The sequence below is a fragment of the Chryseobacterium sp. MMS23-Vi53 genome (genome assembly GCF_047651245.1).
GTDB lineage: Bacteria > Bacteroidota > Bacteroidia > Flavobacteriales > Weeksellaceae > Chryseobacterium.
The window spans coordinates 838,752-857,391 of sequence record NZ_CP180265.1 but is presented as its reverse complement, the minus strand read 5'-3'; the positions used below and the strand labels follow the sequence as shown (position 1 = coordinate 857,391).

The following is an 18,640-nucleotide window of genomic DNA, read 5'->3' as shown; positions in this document are numbered from 1 at the left end:
AGATCATCTCCATTACAAAATTAGCAGAAAAACATTGTGAAATTAGTGTAAAAATTAGTGCTATTTGTGTTTAAACTTGATTCCAATCATCAAACAATCAATATCAAAAGTCCTACCTTTACAAAATGAAACGCTCCGGAACCGCAGATTTACCCCTTCACTATGGCAAAGTACCACCTTGGCTGTATGAACGCATGTCGATTCTAGGACTTTCAATCGTTGAGGTTATCCTAATGGATTACGGGAAAGACGAAGTTCTCCGGCGATTGGCAGATCCATTTTGGTTCCAAAGTTTTGGTGCAGTGATGGGAATGGATTGGCATTCTTCGGGAATCACAACTTCTGTGATGGGCGCTTTGAAACGTTCTATTAATCCCAATTCTCAATCTCTTGGTTTGTATATTTGTGGTGGAAAAGGCAAATTTTCAAGAGATACTCCCTCCGAATTAATTCAAATTGCAGATAAAACAGGTTTAAATGGAAATGATTTGGTTAAAGCCAGCAAACTTTCCGCAAAAGTTGATAACACAGCAATTCAGGATGGTTATCAATTATACTTGCACAATTTTATCTTGTCTGATAACGGAAATTGGAGCGTCGTTCAACAGGGAATGCACGAATCCGATGGTACGGCAAGACGCTATCATTGGCATTCCGAAAATATAAAATCCTTTGTTGAAGAGCCTCACACGGGAATTAACGGGATTTCGAGAGGTCAAATTTTAAACTTAACAGATTCCGAAGCATCAGAAAACCGAAAAGGAATTTTAGATATTTCTCACACCGATTCGACAGAAATTATGAGCGATTTTGCGAGATTAATTCTTCCGAATCATCACGATGTTCAGGCTTCTGATGTAGATTTAAAACGTCTTGGAGCGCTTTTATACGTAACCCGCGAACAGCAACCTCAAAATTTCGAGGATTTATTGATGCTGGAAGGTGTTGGCCCACGAACAATGCAATCTTTGGCTCTGGTAAGTGAAGTCATTCACGGTGCGCCTTCAAGATTCAAAGATCCTGCAAGATTTTCCTTTGCTCATGGCGGAAAAGACGGTCATCCGTTTCCGGTTCCTACCAAAGTTTATGATGAAAGTCTTCAAATTTTAAAATCCGGAATTGAAAAATCAAAATTGGGAAATTCAGATAAATTGAAAACGTTGAATAAGCTTCATCAAATTATTGAATCAACAGAAAAAGATTTTATTCCAAATTTCGATATTCAGGAAGTCATTGAAGAAGAAAGACAAAATTCATGGAGATTTGGCGGAAAAACGGTATTTGGAGATGCCCAAAAACCTTCGAATCCAAAACCAATTCAGCTTTCTTTGTTTTAAATTTAATAAACATAACGATTTAACTGTCTTTGTCATTCTGAAAGAAATGAAATGGAGTGAAGAATCTCTAAAGATATGGCTTAGATTCTTCCTTTTTCAGAATGACAGAAATAATATATTTTTGAGGTTAAAATTAAAACGTTTAATAATATAGAATTAATTCAAACAGCCTTTAAAGCTAATATGTAAAGGATTACACAAAAATCGATTATCACAAATCATCATTTTGTTTAATAATTCCTTCATCAAGTCCAATAAAAATTCTATTTTTAAAAATCTAAAAAAACATTGACTTGATGAGCAACAAATCCTTAGAAATCTGCTACGATTTCCCATTTTTCCTAGACGAAGAGCTTGAAGAGATATTTCAGGCTCACGAAAAAGTAATTTTCCAGAAAGGAGATTTTATTCTTGAAGAAGGAAAAACTGCGAATGCGTATTATATTTTGGAGAAAGGTCTTGCTCGTTCTTTTGTCAATGATTTTAATGGAAATGAAGTTACGACGCACTTTTTCGTGGAAAACGAGATTATTATCGAAGTTTCTTCATTATTTCAAAGAATTCCGACTCAGGAAAACATAGTTTGTATCTCCGATTGCGAATGTTGGAGATTTGATTTTGAAACTTTTCAGGAATTATTTCATAAAATTCCAAACCTTCGAGAATGGGGAAGAGCCTGGATGTCGCAGCAACTTTTTGTTTACAAACAGCGGTCTGTCGAAATGTTTACGCTTTCCGCTACAAAACGTTACCTTAATCTTTTAGAACAAAAACCTCACGTCATACAATTTGCTCCTTTAAAGCAAATCGCTTCATATCTGGGAGTTACAGATACTTCTTTAAGCAGAATTCGTAAAGAATTGGTTTCTCATCCGAAGAAAATCTAAATCTTGTCTTATGGCAAGTTGATTTTCCGGGTAACTTGGTAATTTTGGTTTAAAGTTAAACGCTAAAAATTACAAAATGGAAATCAATCAGATTTATGTTAATCTTCCGATAAAAGATGTTCAGAAAACAAGAGAGTTTTGGACGAAGTTGGGCTTTTCTGTCAACGAACAATTTTCCGATGAAAAGGCTATTTGTGTAGTAATGAAAACCGATCATATTTACACGATGTTTTTAAAGGAAGAGTTTTTTCAAACCTTTACAAACAGACCAATTGCAAATGGAGAAACGACTCAGACGCTTATTTGCATTGGTGCAAACAGCCGCGAAGAAGTTGATAAGATGGTGGAAGTTGCTGTGGAAAATGGAGGCTCAACTTATAGCGAGCCACAAGATCACGGTTGGATGTATCAAAGAGCTTTTGCCGATTTAAACGGACATCAATGGGAAGTTATGTTTGCAGATATGTCTAAGCTTCCAACTGAATAATATTTCTAAAATTAAAACAAAAACTTTAAAAATTACAAAATGAAAATCAATCAAATTTATGTAAACCTTCCTGTAAAAGATATTCAAAAAACTAAAGAATTCTGGAGTAATATTGGGTTCTCAATCAATGATCAAATTTCAGATGAAAAAGCTGTTTGTATTGTGATGAGCGATAATATTCAAGTAATGTTTTTAGAAGAAGAATTTTTCCAGACCTTTTCTGAAAGACCAACTCCAAAAGGCGATACAACGCAGGTTTTGGTAGCGATTGGGTTAGACAGTCGTGAAGAAGTAGACCAAGTTGTGAATGCAGCTGTTGCAAATGGAGCTTATCAACATGAAGAAGCGCAGGATCATGGCTGGATGTATCAAAACTCTTTCTGGGACATCAACGGACATGGCTGGAATGTCATTTTTGCCGATCCTTCTCAAATTCCGACAGAATAGTTTAAACGCTAATATTACAAATGTTTCTCACAAATTTCACAAATATTTTCTCAGATGAAAGGGAAGAATCTGCGCAATCGTCAAAATCTGCGAGAGTAAATTATAAAGTATTTCAAAATTATCTTTCAAAATCTGTGAGATACTAAACCATAATCAAAAAATATGAAAACCGATATTGAAATTATCAAAATCCAACTTTCCAGCAATTTCAAAGTTATGTCAATGAATTTTGACAGTATTACCAACGAAGAAGCAATGATTTTTCCAGATGGGGAAGTCAATTGCATGAACTGGATTTTAGGACATTTAATTTATATAAGAAATCCTTTGCTGAATATTTTAGGAGAAGATTCAGTTTGGGATAGTGAAAAGTTTTCCTGCTACAACCGTGGCGAAATTCCTTTGGAAAGGAAAGATGAATTTATTTCTTTTGAAGAATTAAAATCATATTTAAAACAATCTCAGGAAAAATTAGAAGCTAAACTTAATACGATAGAAAATTTTAATCCTGAAACTATTAAAGATATTTCCACGCTTTGTTTTCATGAAATCTATCATAGTGGACAATTAAGCTATCTTCGAAGGATTTTGGGGAAACCCGGTGCAATAAAATAAGTTTAAATACAAATTCCACGAATATTTTTCACAAATAAACATAAAAAAATAAAACATCATCATCTGCAAAATCAGCGAGAGAAAAAATAAGCAGTATAAATGAAGTGAAAATTTGTGAATTCGTGGCAAAACAAAAAAACAATCAAATGGATACACCAAAATCAAAAAAATTAGACATCATCATTCCTGCATTTCGGGGTCATAGCCAAAATTTTTTAATGGTTCTAGATGGAATTTCGGAAGAAGATGCTTTAAAAAGGATCGAAGGAAGGACAAACCACATCATTTGGATGGTCGGAAATTTCCTCGATATGCGTTACGCTTTAGGATTTATTCTCGGACTTCAGGAAGAATTTGAATTCAAAGATTTTTTCTTTCAGGGAAAAGCATTGGACGAAAACCTGACGTATCCGACTTTACAGCAGCTGAAAGACAGTTTTCATAAAATTTCGCCATTGGTTTACCAAAAATTATTGGAAGCAACAGATGAAGAATTAGACAAAGCATTTCCTATGGGTATGAACATCGATTTCTTTCCGGAAACTGTCCTGAATTTCGTTGGTATGTGCATTGGTCGTGAAGATTATCTTTCCGGACAAATCGGTTTGATGCGCAGAATTCTGAATTACGAAGGAATGAAATATGATTTTGATAAAGATTTAAAATATTAAAAATGAATCCTGTTGAAAAAGGGCATAAGCAAGTCAATGGAATCAAGATGTATTACGAAATCTATGGTTTCGGAAAACCTTTGGTATTAATTCATGGCGGTGGCGGATCGATTTTGTTCGATTATAAAGAAGTAATTTCAAGAATGGAAAACAAATTTCAATTAATCGGAATCGATTTGTAGAACCACGGAATGTCCGGACACCGCGATATTCCTGAAACTTTCGAACAGGACGCTCATGATGTTGCCGCTCTTTTGAAAGAAATTAATATTGAAAAAGCATCATTTTGGGGTTTTAGCAACGGCGGAAATACGGTGATGCAAATCGCTCATCTTTATCCGGAAATCGTTGAAAAATTGGTCGTTGCATCTGCATTTTATAAGAGAAACGGAATGATGGACGGTTTCTTCGAAAATATGATGGATGCTACATTAGACTCAATGCCTGAACCTTTGAAAATTAATTTTTTAAACTTAAATCCAGACTTTTCCGCATTGGAAAATATGTTCGATAAAGACAGCAAAAGAATGCAGACTTTTGAAGACTGGAGTGAAGACATCTTGAAGGGTATTAAAGCTCCAATTTTATTTATTTCGGGCGATAAAGATGTAATGAAACCGGAACATGTCATTGAAATGTGGCGCCTCGTAAAGCACTCCCAATTAATGATTCTTCCTGCGACTCACGGCTCTTACATGATGGCCGATTTTGGAGGAAATCTTGATGAAAAATTGATTGATTTTACAGTAAGTGAGGTTGAAAAATTTTTATATAAATAAACTTAAAATTAACTACTAAAGAAAATTTTTCAATCCGTTTTGCTTTTTTCAGAACGAAAAAATAAGCATATCAAAACAACATTCAACATTTGCTGAGTGAAACGCCTTGCGAACGAAAAATATTCTCAAACATTTCAAAAATCTTTGCGCACTTTGCGTTTAAAAAATACTATCAGATTGCCACGTCGCAAGCTCCTCGCAATGACAAAACTTTTAAAAATAAATATCATGGCTAAATTAAATCCGTACTTAAATTTTGATGGGAAAGCAGAAGAAGCTTTCAATTTTTACAAATCCGTTTTTGGAGGAGAATTCTTAGGTGAAATTCATAAAATGGGAAATGCTCCAGGAACTGAAAACTTATCCGACGAAGAAAAAAACAGAGTAATGCATATCGCGCTTCCAATTGGTGGAGATTTGTTGATGGCATCGGACATTGTTCCAAGCTTCGGACAAAATCTGAATGTTGGAAATAACAATTATGTTTCCATTTTTCCGGACTCAAAAGAAGAAGCTGACAGGCTTTTTAAAGGGCTTTCTGAAGGAGGAAATGTAGAAATGCCGATTGAAGATCAGTTTTGGGGCGATTATTTCGGAAGCTTCCAAGATAAATATGGAGTTCATTGGATGGTGAACTATAATGAAGAATACACAAAATAATCTTATCTTTAAACTAAATTATAAAAAGGGTAACTGAATATTTTTCGTTGCCCTTTTCATACCACTTAAAAAAATACAATTATGGAACCTATTAAAATTGACATTACGATTTTAGCCTCTGTTCAGAAGATTTGGGATTATTACAATACCCCAAAACACATTACAAAATGGAATTTCGCCCATGAATCCTGGCAATGTCCTCGCTCTGAAAACGATTTAAAAGTTGGAGGAAAATTCAATAACAGAATGGAAGCAAAGGATGGAAGTTTTGGATTTGACTTTGTAGGAATTTATGATGAAGTTATTCCCAATGAGAGAATAAAATACCATATGGAGGATGGGAGAAATGTTGACGTTGTTTTTAATAAAATTGATGAAAATACAACGAATGTTAAGATAACTTTCGATCCTGAAAAACAAAACTCTGTAGAAATGCAGAGAGACGGTTGGTACGCAATCCTGAATAATTTTCATAAGTATGTAGAAAATCATTAAAAACTTTTAATCATCATGATAAACTTAATAATAATGGCGAAGTGTTTGAGCTCTGTTTGCATTGTTAGTCATGTTGTGGAAGGAGATTTTCTGAGAGGAATTATTGCAACACCTGCGAGAAGAGCTTTGAATAGAGAGAAAATAGATTCTTTGGAAAAACTTTCAGATTATTCCGAAAAAGAAATTATGCAGTTGCATGGTTTCGGAAAAAATGCAATGCAAAAACTGAAGGTTTATATGAGTGAGAATCATGTTTCTTTTAAAAATAATTAATATTTGAAACGTACAATTTGTCATTCTGACGCAGGAAGAATCTATTTAAAACTAAAGATTGCTTCATTATGTTTGCAATGACGATCTAAATTTAAAATTATGAATAACGATATTTTCCCTTGCCTTTGGTATGATGGGGATGCTAAAGAATCAGCAGAATTTTACTGTGAGGTATTCGCTGGAAAAATTACAGCAGATACCCCTGTTGTGATGAATATTGATCTTTTCGGACAAAAGTTAATGTTATTAAACGGAGGTCCGCAATTCAAAAAAAATGCTTCAGTTTCATTTATGGTCATTTGTGAAACGGAAGATGAGGTTCAAAGATATTGGGATCAGTTGTCGGAAGGAGGAATGGCTTTAATGCCTTTAGATTCTTATTCCTGGAGTAAAAAATACGGTTGGATTAAAGATAAATATAATGTCAGTTGGCAAATATTTTTAGGTGAAAAACAAAGTGACCAGAAAATTATTCCGACTTTGATGTTTATTCATGAAAATAATGGAAAAGCAAAAGAAGCAATGGAATTGTATACCAACACTTTCCCAAATTCTAAGATTGGAAATATTTTAAAATATGGCGATGGAAGCGAAGGTCATCCAATTACTGAACCGCCTGAAAATATTCAACATGCACATTTTGAACTTGATGGATATGATTTTTTCTGTATGGATAATTCTTACGATCATCAATTCGATTTTAATGAAGGAATTTCAATGGTTATTATGACTGATAATCAGGAGCAAACCGATAAATATTGGAATGCTTTAACAAGCGATGGAGGGAGAGAAAGTATGTGTGGTTGGCTGAAGGATAAATTTGGTTTCAGTTGGCAAATTGTTCCAAAAAGATTGATTCAATTAATGAGCGATCCGGATCAGGAAAAAGCAGGAAAAGTGGTTCAGGCAATGATGAGAATGCAGAAAATTATTATTCAGGATTTGGAAGATGCTTATAATTCTTGATATTTAGCTGGAAGATTGAAGCTGAATGTTTGGAATCTGCTAATTTGTTTTACGGATTAAAACTTCCAGCTTCAATCATCTAACTTTCAATCTTTCCCTTTTTCGGCTTGTTGTTTGATGTTTATTCATAAAAAGATTTGCTTATGAAGACACAGAACAAGTCAAGATCAAAATCAAAAGTGCCTAAAGATGGGCTTTTTCCAGAAATTATTAGAAAAGATTATTTAGGAAGCAAAAAACTTCTTAATAAAAAAGCTGTTATTTCAGGCGGAGACAGTGGAATAGGGCAAGCGGTTGCTGTTCATTTTGCAAGAGAAGGAGCGGATGTTGCAATCATTTATAAAGAAAGTGATAAAGATGCAAAAGAAACTCAAAAACTGGTAGAAAAAGAAGGACGGAAATGTATTTTGATGAAAGGTGATGTTTCCAAAAAAACCTTTAGAACCAAATGTTTAGACAAGATTAAAAAAGATTGGAAAACACTGGATATTTTGGTAAATAATGCCGGAATCCAATTTCCTAAAAATGATATTGAAAAGATTTCTGATGATCAGATTCAGGAAACTTTTAATACCAATATTATTTCGATGATTGCATTAACAAGAGATTTTCTGACATTATTGCAAAAAGGATCAAGAATTATTTGTACAACGTCGGTTACGGCATATCGTGGCAGCGACCATTTAATTGATTATTCGGCTACGAAAGGGGCAATTACAACTTTTGTCCGCTCTTTGGCAACCAATTTAGCAGAGAAAAAAATTCTTGTGAATGGCGTTGCTCCCGGCCCGATTTGGACTCCGCTTGTGAAAGAAACTTTCGATGATTTGTCAACTTTTGGAAAAGACAATCCTTTGAAAAGAGCTGGACAGCCTTCGGAAGTTGCTCCTGCTTATGTTTTTCTGGCTTCGGAGGACTCAAGTTTTATTACGGGTGAAATCATTCATATCAATGGAGGGGATTTTGTCGGAGGTTAGCTTAACTAAAAATCACACTAGTTTACATCATAAATATGGAAATTTTAAAATTTGAAATTGAAATTAATGCAGAGCCTGCAAAAGTATGGGATGTGCTTTGGAACGACATTTCTTACAGACAGTGGACAACAGCATTTGCCGAAGGTTCTTTTTATCTCGGAACTTTGGAAGAAGGAACAACCGTGAAATTTTTTGACTCCAAAAATAACGGAATGTACAGTCACGTTGAAAAGAATATTCCTCATGAAGAAATGAAATTTTTACATCTTGGTGAAATTTATGACGGAATTGAAACGCCTCAAGACTGGGGTGAAGCTACAGAAACCTGGCTATTGGAAGAAAATGAAGATGGGACTTTATTAAAAAGTGAAATTCAGACTCCTTCGGAATTTAAAAGTTTTTTTGAAGAAAAATTTCCTATTGCTTTGGGGATTATAAAGAATCTTTCAGAAAATCAACTTTAATTATCTTAAACACAAATTGCACTAATATTTTTCACTAATTTCACTATTAAGTAACTTATATAAATATTATTTATGCAAAATATTAGTGCAATTTGCATTTAAGAGTAAAAAACAAAAAAATATGGAAACTTTATCTTACGAAAAAATAATCGATGCTCCGAAACAGAAAGTCTGGAACATTCTCTGGGGATCTGAAACGTACAAAGAATGGACAAAATTCTTCAATCCAGCTTCTGAATCTTTTATGAAAACAGATTGGAAAGTCAATGGTAAAACATATTTTACGAATGCAGATGGTGAAGGAATGGTTTCAACAATTGACAGTATCGAAGAACCCAATCAAATCATTTTTAAACATTTGGGAATGGTGGATAAAGAGGGAAATGAAGATACGGAAAGCATGGAAGTAAAGCAGTGGAGCGGCTGTTTTGAAAAATATATTTTAATTGATTTTGACGGGAAAACCAAGCTTCATGCCGAAGTTCAGGTAGAAAAAGAATGGCAGGATCATATGAATTCCGGTTTTACAAAAGGTCTGGAAATTGTAAAAGAACTTGCTGAAAAATAATACTAAACACTAATGAACACAAATATTTTCACAAATTTCACAATCTAAAAAATAAATTAAAAGTAATAATTTTTGTTATTAGCGTAAAAATTATTGCTATTTGTGTTTAAATAAAACAAAAGCATGAAATTATTAACCATCCTTTTTACAACATTTATTTTGGCTTTGTTGGGAACAAAAATCTTCCAGGGAAGCTGGAATTTTTTATTTTCAGGGAATTTAGGAATGACGGTTTTCATCATATTTACAGGATTTGCACATTTCAAATTTCAGAAGGGAATGGCGATGATGATTCCGGATTTTATCTCCGCAAAAATGTTTTGGGTATATTTTACAGGAATTATTGAAATTGCTGCAGGAATCGGATTGATGATTCCTTCGATTCGAGAAACAACAGCGGTTTTATTGATAATTTTCTTGATTTTTGTTTTTCTGGCAAATATTAATTCATCAAGAAAAAAAGTTAATCTTTTTAAGGCAGATTATTCCGGTCCGGGAATGAGTTATTTATACAAAGAAAGAATTCCTATGCAGATTATTTTGATTGCTTGGACTTGGTATTTTGGAATTTATTTAAACTGAATTTAATTTATTATTTAAAATATAACGGGAAGTAGGCTTTCCGTTTTTTTGTTTAAACACAAACGGCACTAATTTTTGCACTAATAACACAAATTATTACTTTTAATTTATTTTTGGATTGTGATATCCATGAAAAATATTTGTGTCTTTTAGTGTTTTAAAAATCCGATAAATAAAAGAAAATATGAAATTCCCAAAAAATATTTTAAATTTATTAAAGTAAAACAAAATTTTCAATCGTCATAGCAATATGGAGGTTGTCGAAAAAATAACAATGCCACAGAAGGAGAAGGAAAATATCATCTCGCAAACCGTTTCAAAGTACGGAGGAAAACTGATGTCGTACATTCGCCCGAAAGTGAAAAATACGGAGGATGCGGAAGATATTCTGCAGGAGGTGTGGTATCAGTTCAGTAGTCTTACCAATTTATCTGAGATTGTGAATGTTGGCGGCTGGTTATACAGAGTCACGGCTAATAAAATCACAGATAAATACCGCAAAAAGAAAACCGAAAATTTAGAAGATTTCGTATACGAAGATGAAGACGGAGACTTTTCCATCAAAGATATTTTGTTGATGGATGAAAGCGCAGGGCCGGAAGTGAAAATGTTTCAGGATGAAATTTGGAAAAAACTGTTTGAAGCATTGGATGAATTACCCGAAAAGCAGCGATTAGTTTACGTAGAAAACGAGCTCAACGACAAAACACTCCAGGAAATTGCCGATGAACAGGGCGAAAACATTAAAACAATTATCAGTCGGAAAAACTATGCCGTAAAGCATTTGAGAAACAGATTGAGAAAATTATACGAAGATTTAATTAGTTAGTAAAAAAGAAAGATATGAATCATAAACATAAAAAAGGGTGGATTTTTTTAATTCTGTGTCCGCCATTGATTTTCTTAGGAGTTACATGGATTGTCATGTCACTTTGGAATTGTCTCCTTCCCGAAATTTTAGGTGTGAAATCGATAACATATTGGCAGGCAATGGGAATCCTGATCTTATGTAAAATTCTTTTCGGAGGTTTCCATTTCGGAAAAGGCATGAGAGATTTTAAAGAAAAGAAGATGATGAGAGAAAGAATGATGAACCTTACTCCCGAAGAAAGAGAAAGATTTAAAGAAGTCTGGAAAGACAAATGTTCAGGAGGCTTTTTCAGCCGTCACAACAACAGAACAAACGAATAATTAAATTTTAGAAGTAGTAAAGTAAAATTATAGTTCATTCGTCTATAAAAAAAAACAAAGTAGTAAAATTTAAAATTTTGAAAAAATGAAAAATTCAGTATTAAAAGGCGCTTTGGGTGCTTTAGCAATAGTAGGTGTAGCCGCAATAGTAAAAAAGGCAGCACAAAGAAAAAGATTTGTAAAAGGTATTTTTGATGAATACGGAATCAAAGAAAGATCTCCTTTCGGATTGGCAGATAAGATTAGAGAAATGAACGAAGAGCAATATGAGGAACTAAAAGGAAAATTCAAGAAAGAATTTGCTTCAAGATGCCACCACAGAGGTTTTGGTAAAAAAGAAAATATTGCAGAAGCATAATAAAAAGTAACTCAATTGAAATTGTTTAAATCGGCGCGGAAGGCTTTGCCTTCCGCGCCGATTTTTTTTTGCCGCAAATGCACGAATTTTAACAGATAAAATCATTTAGAATTACTGATTGAAAATATTAAAATAATACTTCGTGCATTCGTGGCTTATTTTATTTTTGCTCACAACGACAAATTCCCTATTTTTGTAGCTACTTGTATGAAAGATTACTACTATTTTCTCGGGATTTCTCACGATGCTTCAGAAGAAGACATCAAAAAAGCTTATAGAAAATTATCTTTAAAATATCACCCTGATAAAAATGAAAACGATGACTTCTTTGCAGACCGTTTCCGGGAAATTCAGGAAGCTTACGAAACGCTGAGCGATAAAAGCAGGAGATATTCTTATGATCAGAATTTAGAAAGTCATCAGAAAAGTTTTAGATACAATGTTCCACCTTCGATAAAGACTTTTACAGCGAATAAAATTCATGCAAAAAAAGGAGAGGAGATCATCATCAACTGGCAGACGCAGAATGCTGATGTTGTGAAAGTTTTACCTTTCGGACTGGAAAAACCTTATGGAGAAAGGATCTTTAAAATAACAGAATTCAAAGACGGGAAATTCCAGATTCTGCTCCATGCGACGAACTCGCTGCTGCACAAAACGGCTGTTCAGGGAATCACTATTACCGAAGTTTTCGAAAACAATACGGAGAAATTCAAAGATAAAGCGGAAGAATTATTCAAGTCGCAACCGAGAACAGTTGCAAATCCGCATGCTCAGCCAAAAATTGCGAGAATTATCGCAGGCGTTTTGCTGTTGATTTTGGCGATTTATTTTTTAATAAAAAGTTTTGGCAATTAAGCCATTTTCTTTCTTCCCGGACATTTTTTGCATCTTTTTCCTTTCTTGAATTTCTTGCAGCAAGATTTCTTATCGCCACAGTACATTTCTTCAGTATTTACAGAAAAAGCGGGTGTCAGAGCCGGAACTTTGAAAGGGATAATCATATTCATGATGCAAATATATTAATTTAGAATAAATATAGATAGTAAAATTTCATAAATTATTTAAAAGCTGATTTTTAACATTTTAAGCTGTTTAATTGAATAGAAACAGCACTAAAAATTTAGTGCTGTTGATGCCTGAAGTCGCCATGCATGAGCAGTCTGATCATTAAAATTCCGGACTTTTCCATAATTTCCTTCGACACCCATTCTGAGTTTTTTAAATGGCTGAAAAATCAAATTTAATCCAATATTTTGAAAATTTTTAGCCATATCTTTCTGGATAAAATCTTTCTGTCCCACTTTAGAATAGCTTATAAAAGCAACGGTTGACCATTGAGGATTCCACCAGTGTTCATACATTCCGACCATATTGAAAAGAGGTAAAGTTTCAAGTAAATTTCTATTGGCAGGATTCGGTACAGCATCATATTTTTCTCCATTCAGATCACTGTTGTTGGTGGCATAGCCTTTCCCGTATGAAGTCTGAAATCTAAAGCTGTTTCTGTCATTCACATATCGTCTTCCCGAAATTATTGCGCCCCAACCTAGCATAGTCTTGGTTTGGTATTCTTCCTGAGGAGTATATTTCATATCATAACTGATCGGTGAGATGAGCGCCCCTATTTTTATATAATCTTTTTCATTTCCGTAGCGGTACATGGCTGTAAAAGTTGGGATTACGGCTCTTTTTTTCCAGTTTAGAGAATCGATGGGAAGAGAAATACTGGGGGTGTTGGGATCTTCCAGTGAAAAAGACAGGTTTTTGTTCGGAGAAATCTTCTTAGAATATCGAACCTGCATTCTTCGGTTGAATAACAATCCGTCCGGACCGATAAAATCGAAAATATTAGGAAAAATTTCAGGATCTGTAAAGTTACTGTAGGTTTGTCCGGCCAGCCAGTTTTTCCATTTTATATAACCTTGCCGGAATCTCGGAGCCGTATTTCCATTGGGACCATACAGATCTATTTCTACATAGGCAGAAAAATTATCATCTCCTTTGGGATTTCGCTGCTTGATTCCCAATCCTATCTGCGACTGTTTTACACTGAAATTACTGCTCGCAATGTTTCTTTGAGGAATCGTGATAGACTGTGCGGCAAATCCTTCGATAGACTTCATATCCTGAAAATCTGTCGTGAAATCTGTCTGCACAAATCCTTTTAAATAAAGTTCCCATTCGTTCTGATCTTCTGCTTTACTTTTGGTAAGAGTAATTTGAGTGAAAGCGTTGATAGGGAAGAATAGTCCGATTATCAACAAGGCAGAAAGCCTTTTGTTTTGTTTTTTCATCGTATTTGTGTGTTTAAAATTATTTTATATTATTGTTTAGCTGTGTCTGAAAAATATTTTTGGTTTTAAGTTTCTGGATAAACGTTTCATCAATTTAAATCAATGCTTTTAATAAAATTTTAATTTTAAACTTAAATTTTAGTTTAAAAATTTACATTAAATTGAATTTCAATGATTTAATGATAAGGTGAAGCTACGGATTAATTTTTAAACGGGATTTGTGTAGGATTTTCATTATAATTTAAATGAAATAGAATTTTAATTAAATCGTTATTAGTTAATCAAGAAAAATATCCTTTGATTGGTTGAGTATTTATAATAAAATGTACAAATATGTTAAGAAAAATGAAATTGAATTTTAGGCAAGAAAATATTTAAAACTCATTAATTTTAAAACTGATATATCTCATTCTTTGCGTTTTCTGCAATTTTCGGATGTTGCATAATCTTGTAAATTATTGTAATTTTACCAATCTTTTTTACAAACAAAATCTAATAAATAAAAATGAATACAGAACAGTTTGTGAGCCGTCACATTTCCTTGAATGAAGCCGATAAACAGGCGATGTTGGAAAAAGTTGGCGTTTCAAGTATCGAAGAGCTAATCTCTCAAACCATCCCTTCTTCTATCCGTCTGGAGAAAGATCTTGAAATCTCAGAACCGCTTTCAGAATACGAAATGCTAAACCATTCTAAGGAATTGGCATCGAAAAATACTGATTATACAAGTTACATCGGTTTCGGATATCACAATACTTTGTTACCATCGGCTATTCAGAGAAATATTTTTGAAAACCCGAGTTGGTATACAGCTTACACACCTTACCAAGCGGAAATCGCGCAGGGAAGATTGGAAGCTCTTTTAAATTTCCAGACTGTTGTGTGTGATCTTACTGGTTTTGCATTGGCAAACGCTTCTTTGTTGGATGAATCTACGGCTGCTGCAGAAGCAATGCACATGTTCTTCAACAACAGAACGAAAGATCAGAAAAAATCGGGAGCGAATAAATTCTTCATTTCTGACTTGGTTATGCCTCAAACAGTTTCAGTTTTAAAAACAAAAGCTGAAGGTTTGGAAATCGAAATCGTAGAAGGAGATCATAAAACGCACGAGTTTGATGCTTCTTACTATGGAGTTTTATTGCAGTATCCTGGTAAAAACGGAATTGTTCTAGACTACACAGAAGATATTGTTGAATATAAAAAATTAGATCTTCAGGTTGCTGTAGCTTGTGATCCGATGGCTTTGGTTAAACTTAAATCTCCTGCTTCAATGGGCGCTGACTGTGCGGTTGGAACAACTCAGAGATTTGGTATTCCATTGGGGTATGGTGGTCCTCACGCAGCTTTTTTCTCTTGTAAGGAAGATTATAAGAGAGATATTCCGGGAAGAATCATTGGAGTTTCTCAGGATGCATACGGAAAACGTGCTTTGAGAATGGCTTTACAGACTAGAGAACAGCACATCAAAAGAGAAAAAGCGACTTCAAATATCTGTACAGCTCAGGTTCTTTTGGCGGTAATGGCAGGAATGTATGCTGTTTATCATGGTCCTAAAGGATTAAATTACATCGCAGATCAAATCCACTTTAAAGCTAATGCTTTGAAAGGTGGTCTTCAGGCTTTAGGATATCAAACTGTTGAAGAACCAATCTTCGATACAGTAAAAATCATAATGAATGAGGATGAAAAAGGAAGGTTGATGAGATTAATGCTGGATCACAGATTAAACTTAAACTATTTCACAGAAGGTATCGTAAGTGTAGCAATCAACGAAAGTACAACATTAGATAAATTAAACTATTTAATGGCTTCTTTTGCTCAGTTTAAAGACAAGCAGACTTTCAAATTAGAAATTAAAGAAGGATACAGCATTCCGGAAGAGAATTTAAGAAAAGACGAAATTCTTACGGAAGAAGTATTCAACAAATACCATACGGAAACAGAGTTGATGCGTTACATCAAGCGTTTGGAAAGAAAAGATTTATCGTTGACTCATTCAATGATTTCTTTAGGTTCTTGTACGATGAAATTGAATGCTGCAACTCAAATGTTACCGCTTTCTTGGGAAAATTGGGGAGCAATTCATCCATTTGTTCCAATCAATCAGGCTGAAGGGTATCAGGAAATGATCCGTGAATTGGAGAAAGATTTAGCAGAAATCACAGGTTTCGCAGGAACTTCTCTTCAACCAAACTCTGGAGCTCAGGGAGAATATGCAGGATTAATGGTGATCAGAGAATATCACATTTCAAGAGGTGAAGGTCACAGAAATGTTGTATTGATTCCTCAGTCTGCACACGGAACAAACCCAGCTTCTGCAGCGATGGCGGGAATGAAGATTGTTGTTGTTAAAAACCTTGAAAACGGAGAAATTGATTTCGATGATTTAAAGGCTAAAGCTGAACAGCATTCTGAAAATTTATCTGCGGTAATGATCACATATCCGTCAACTTACGGATTCTTCGATGCCAACATTAAAGAAATTACAGCATTGATCCACCAACACGGCGGACAAGTATATATGGACGGTGCCAACATGAATGCTCAGGTAGGATATACAAGTCCTGGAAACATCGGAGCAGACGTTTGTCACCTGAATCTTCACAAAACTTTCGCGATTCCTCACGGAGGAGGAGGTCCTGGAGTTGGTCCAATTTGTGTGGCTAAACATTTAGTTCCTTTCTTACCTTCAAACGCAAACATCAGAATCGGAGCTAAAGAAGCTATCGACGGTATTTCTGCTGCACCTTACGGTTCTGGTTTGATCTTGAATATTTCTTACGCCTATATCAAAATGTTAGGAAACTCAGGGCTGAAAAAAGCAACTGAGCACGCGATCTTAAATGCTAATTATTTAAAAGAAATTTTAGCTGAGCATTTCCCAATTTTATATTCAAATGAAAACGGAAAAGTGGCTCACGAATGTATCGTAGACTTCAGACAGTTCAAGTCTTTAGGAATTGAGGTTGCTGATGTTGCGAAGAGATTGATGGATTACGGATTCCACGCTCCAACAGTTTCTTTCCCGGTTGCAGGTACATTGATGATCGAACCAACCGAGTCTGAAAGCAAAGCAGAAATTGATCGTTTTGCAGAAGCTCTAATTTCAATTAAACAAGAAATTGATGAGATTGCAAACGGTGAAGCAGATGCTACAAACAACGTATTGAAAAATGCTCCTCACACAGAACAAGTGGTAATCTCTGATTCTTGGGATAAACCATACAGCAGAGAAAAAGCAGCTTATCCATTGGAGTGGGTAAGAGATCACAAATTTTTTGCTTCTGTTTCAAGAGTTGATGAAGCTTACGGAGACAGAAACTTGGTTTGTACTTGTGAGCCGATTGAAGCTTATATGTAATTAAAAGTTTTTTATATAATAAATCCCTTTCAGTGATGAGAGGGATTTTTTTTAGGTCATTGCGAGGAGCAAAGCGACGAAGCAATCTTTTTATTGGTTTATGCAAACGAGCTTAGAAGCTAACACGAGCGGAGAATAAAATATATAATTTTAGGGATTGTAATTTTTAAATTGTTTTGCATATCCATTGTTTTCTCCAATAGTTATTTTGTCTTTATCCAGTTTTATAAAATATCTTCTACCACTATCATCTACATAAAATTGAGTATAAACTAATAGAATATCATTTGTATATTTCTTAATAGTTTCATCACTCCATTTTAAATCAAAATGTTTTGAAAGTCTTTTTAAAACCATTTTAGCTTTCTCTTCTGAATTTAAAACAGACTTATAGTTAGAAAGAATTTCTAAGACATCTCGTATAAATTTATCTCTAATCTCTTTATTTTCAAATGCTTTTTTGATTTCTTTTCTAAGTTTATTAGGTACTTCGATTGTTTTTTTCTTATTTTCAATTTTAATGGGATTATCGGAATTTATCGGAATTCTTAATTTCAATTTTTGCCTTTTGCCATCTACTGGGAAATTTGTTTCTTTATCTATATGGACATCATTTTCGGTTTTGTCAAAATCTTTAACTTCACCAGAGCCACGTTTGTGATCGTCAATTATTATAGTTTGATCATTAATTAAATTTTTCAGAGCCATATAATTTATATTATTATCAATTAATAAATTAAAGTTTTGATTCAAACTAATTAAAATTTGTGTTTAATTTTTATTCGATAAAACATTAGATGTCATCTGTAAAATATTTTCAATATTTCTTCTGTTTTTACCCATATCAAAAGCACCTCCAAACATCATACCTGTTTTGGGTGATGAGGTTACAGATACTTTAGTTAAATTCTCCGAAATCATTGTAAGTTGAATTGGAATATTTTCTCCCCAACTAAATAAGCTCACTCCTGCTTTTACCAAAATTCTACCTAATAATTTGTCTGCATTGTCAATTTTAAGTCCATCAATATTTGGAATAGCCTCGCATAAAGCATTGTATACTTTTTCTTTACTAAATGGAAATTCACTTTCTCCATTATGATCTAATAATGCCATAAATTGTAATTTAAATATTTTTACAAAAATGATAATGAAATATTTAAATTCCTTACGGGAAACCTTAATGTAATTTTTATTATAGTTTATATAATATTAGTTAATG

25 protein-coding genes are annotated in these 18,640 nt (G+C 33.9%); 21 read left to right on the top strand and 4 right to left on the bottom strand.

Going from position 1 to position 18,640, the window contains the following annotated elements; genetic code table 11:
* Positions 1–125: 125 nt before the first annotated feature.
* The 20 genes from ACKX2A_RS03885 to ACKX2A_RS03790 all read left to right on the top strand — a co-directional run bounded on the left by ACKX2A_RS03885 (position 126) and on the right by ACKX2A_RS03790 (position 12,615).
* Entirely contained in the window at positions 126–1,337 is a 1,212-nt protein-coding gene (locus tag ACKX2A_RS03885; protein ID WP_415327723.1) for a DUF763 domain-containing protein, read from the top strand.
* 296 nt (positions 1,338–1,633) lie between these two features.
* Positions 1,634–2,224 (top strand): Crp/Fnr family transcriptional regulator, encoded by a 591-nt coding sequence (locus ACKX2A_RS03880; RefSeq protein ID WP_415327722.1) that lies wholly within the window; start codon positions 1,634–1,636, stop codon positions 2,222–2,224.
* A 76-nt stretch (positions 2,225–2,300) separates the two neighbouring features.
* Positions 2,301–2,711 carry a VOC family protein gene (locus ACKX2A_RS03875; protein ID WP_415327721.1) on the top strand — a complete coding sequence of 137 codons (411 nt, stop codon included), beginning with the start codon at positions 2,301–2,303 and terminating at the stop codon, positions 2,709–2,711.
* A gap of 39 nt (positions 2,712–2,750) precedes the next feature.
* Positions 2,751–3,158, top strand: coding sequence for a VOC family protein (locus ACKX2A_RS03870; RefSeq protein WP_415327720.1), 408 nt, complete (start codon positions 2,751–2,753; stop codon positions 3,156–3,158).
* 162 nt (positions 3,159–3,320) lie between these two features.
* Positions 3,321–3,773 (top strand): hypothetical protein, encoded by a 453-nt coding sequence (locus ACKX2A_RS03865; protein WP_415327719.1) that lies wholly within the window; start codon positions 3,321–3,323, stop codon positions 3,771–3,773.
* 146 nt (positions 3,774–3,919) lie between these two features.
* Positions 3,920–4,444 (top strand): DinB family protein, encoded by a 525-nt coding sequence (locus ACKX2A_RS03860; protein WP_415327718.1) that lies wholly within the window; start codon positions 3,920–3,922, stop codon positions 4,442–4,444.
* 2 nt (positions 4,445–4,446) lie between these two features.
* Complete coding sequence (locus tag ACKX2A_RS03855) at positions 4,447–4,626, top strand: alpha/beta fold hydrolase (RefSeq protein WP_415327717.1); 180 nt, start codon at positions 4,447–4,449, stop codon at positions 4,624–4,626.
* A 9-nt stretch (positions 4,627–4,635) separates the two neighbouring features.
* Complete coding sequence (locus ACKX2A_RS03850) at positions 4,636–5,223, top strand: alpha/beta fold hydrolase (protein ID WP_415327716.1); 588 nt, start codon at positions 4,636–4,638, stop codon at positions 5,221–5,223.
* Between the two features lie 228 nt (positions 5,224–5,451).
* Complete coding sequence (locus ACKX2A_RS03845) at positions 5,452–5,883, top strand: VOC family protein (RefSeq protein ID WP_415327715.1); 432 nt, start codon at positions 5,452–5,454, stop codon at positions 5,881–5,883.
* A gap of 81 nt (positions 5,884–5,964) precedes the next feature.
* Entirely contained in the window at positions 5,965–6,378 is a 414-nt protein-coding gene (locus ACKX2A_RS03840; RefSeq protein ID WP_415327714.1) for an SRPBCC family protein, read from the top strand.
* A gap of 33 nt (positions 6,379–6,411) precedes the next feature.
* The gene (locus ACKX2A_RS03835) at positions 6,412–6,651 is read left to right on the top strand and encodes a hypothetical protein (RefSeq protein ID WP_415327713.1); all 240 of its coding nucleotides are present in this window, start codon (positions 6,412–6,414) and stop codon (positions 6,649–6,651) included.
* 99 nt (positions 6,652–6,750) lie between these two features.
* Positions 6,751–7,617, top strand: a complete 867-nt coding sequence (locus ACKX2A_RS03830) for a VOC family protein (RefSeq protein ID WP_415327712.1) — start codon at positions 6,751–6,753, stop codon at positions 7,615–7,617.
* Positions 7,618–7,760: 143 nt separating this feature from the next.
* On the top strand, positions 7,761–8,594 hold the full coding sequence (locus ACKX2A_RS03825) for an SDR family oxidoreductase (protein WP_415327711.1): 834 nt from the start codon (positions 7,761–7,763) through the stop codon (positions 8,592–8,594).
* A gap of 35 nt (positions 8,595–8,629) precedes the next feature.
* Positions 8,630–9,058, top strand: a complete 429-nt coding sequence (locus ACKX2A_RS03820) for an SRPBCC domain-containing protein (protein ID WP_415327710.1) — start codon at positions 8,630–8,632, stop codon at positions 9,056–9,058.
* A gap of 121 nt (positions 9,059–9,179) precedes the next feature.
* Positions 9,180–9,626, top strand: coding sequence for an SRPBCC family protein (locus tag ACKX2A_RS03815; protein ID WP_415327709.1), 447 nt, complete (start codon positions 9,180–9,182; stop codon positions 9,624–9,626).
* Positions 9,627–9,749: 123 nt separating this feature from the next.
* Complete coding sequence (locus ACKX2A_RS03810; RefSeq protein WP_415327708.1) at positions 9,750–10,208, top strand: DoxX family protein; 459 nt, start codon at positions 9,750–9,752, stop codon at positions 10,206–10,208.
* A 274-nt stretch (positions 10,209–10,482) separates the two neighbouring features.
* Entirely contained in the window at positions 10,483–11,037 is a 555-nt protein-coding gene (locus ACKX2A_RS03805; protein WP_415327707.1) for an RNA polymerase sigma factor, read from the top strand.
* A 14-nt stretch (positions 11,038–11,051) separates the two neighbouring features.
* Positions 11,052–11,399 carry a hypothetical protein gene (locus ACKX2A_RS03800; protein WP_415327706.1) on the top strand — a complete coding sequence of 116 codons (348 nt, stop codon included), beginning with the start codon at positions 11,052–11,054 and terminating at the stop codon, positions 11,397–11,399.
* Between the two features lie 85 nt (positions 11,400–11,484).
* Entirely contained in the window at positions 11,485–11,757 is a 273-nt protein-coding gene (locus tag ACKX2A_RS03795; RefSeq protein ID WP_415327705.1) for a hypothetical protein, read from the top strand.
* A 207-nt stretch (positions 11,758–11,964) separates the two neighbouring features.
* The gene (locus ACKX2A_RS03790) at positions 11,965–12,615 is read left to right on the top strand and encodes a J domain-containing protein (protein WP_415329404.1); all 651 of its coding nucleotides are present in this window, start codon (positions 11,965–11,967) and stop codon (positions 12,613–12,615) included.
* On the opposite strand, the gene ACKX2A_RS03785 is transcribed toward ACKX2A_RS03790, so the two are convergent.
* Together ACKX2A_RS03785 and ACKX2A_RS03780 are read right to left on the bottom strand one after the other, a co-directional pair.
* On the bottom strand, positions 12,612–12,767 hold the full coding sequence (locus ACKX2A_RS03785) for a hypothetical protein (protein WP_415327704.1): 156 nt from the start codon (positions 12,765–12,767) through the stop codon (positions 12,612–12,614). The two genes, ACKX2A_RS03790 and ACKX2A_RS03785, sit on opposite strands and share 4 nt — an antisense overlap.
* Before the next feature lie 105 nt (positions 12,768–12,872).
* Positions 12,873–14,054, bottom strand: coding sequence for a DcaP family trimeric outer membrane transporter (locus ACKX2A_RS03780; RefSeq protein ID WP_415327703.1), 1,182 nt, complete (start codon positions 14,052–14,054; stop codon positions 12,873–12,875).
* 505 nt (positions 14,055–14,559) lie between these two features.
* Here ACKX2A_RS03780 and gcvP point away from each other — a divergent pair.
* The gene (gcvP, locus tag ACKX2A_RS03775; RefSeq protein WP_415327702.1) at positions 14,560–17,418 is read left to right on the top strand and encodes an aminomethyl-transferring glycine dehydrogenase; all 2,859 of its coding nucleotides are present in this window, start codon (positions 14,560–14,562) and stop codon (positions 17,416–17,418) included.
* Between the two features lie 150 nt (positions 17,419–17,568).
* On the opposite strand, the gene ACKX2A_RS03770 is transcribed toward gcvP, so the two are convergent.
* On the bottom strand, positions 17,569–18,171 hold the full coding sequence (locus tag ACKX2A_RS03770) for a hypothetical protein (RefSeq protein ID WP_415327701.1): 603 nt from the start codon (positions 18,169–18,171) through the stop codon (positions 17,569–17,571).
* 18 nt (positions 18,172–18,189) lie between these two features.
* Positions 18,190–18,534 (bottom strand): hypothetical protein, encoded by a 345-nt coding sequence (locus ACKX2A_RS03765; RefSeq protein ID WP_415327700.1) that lies wholly within the window; start codon positions 18,532–18,534, stop codon positions 18,190–18,192.
* Positions 18,535–18,640: the final 106 nt, after the last annotated feature.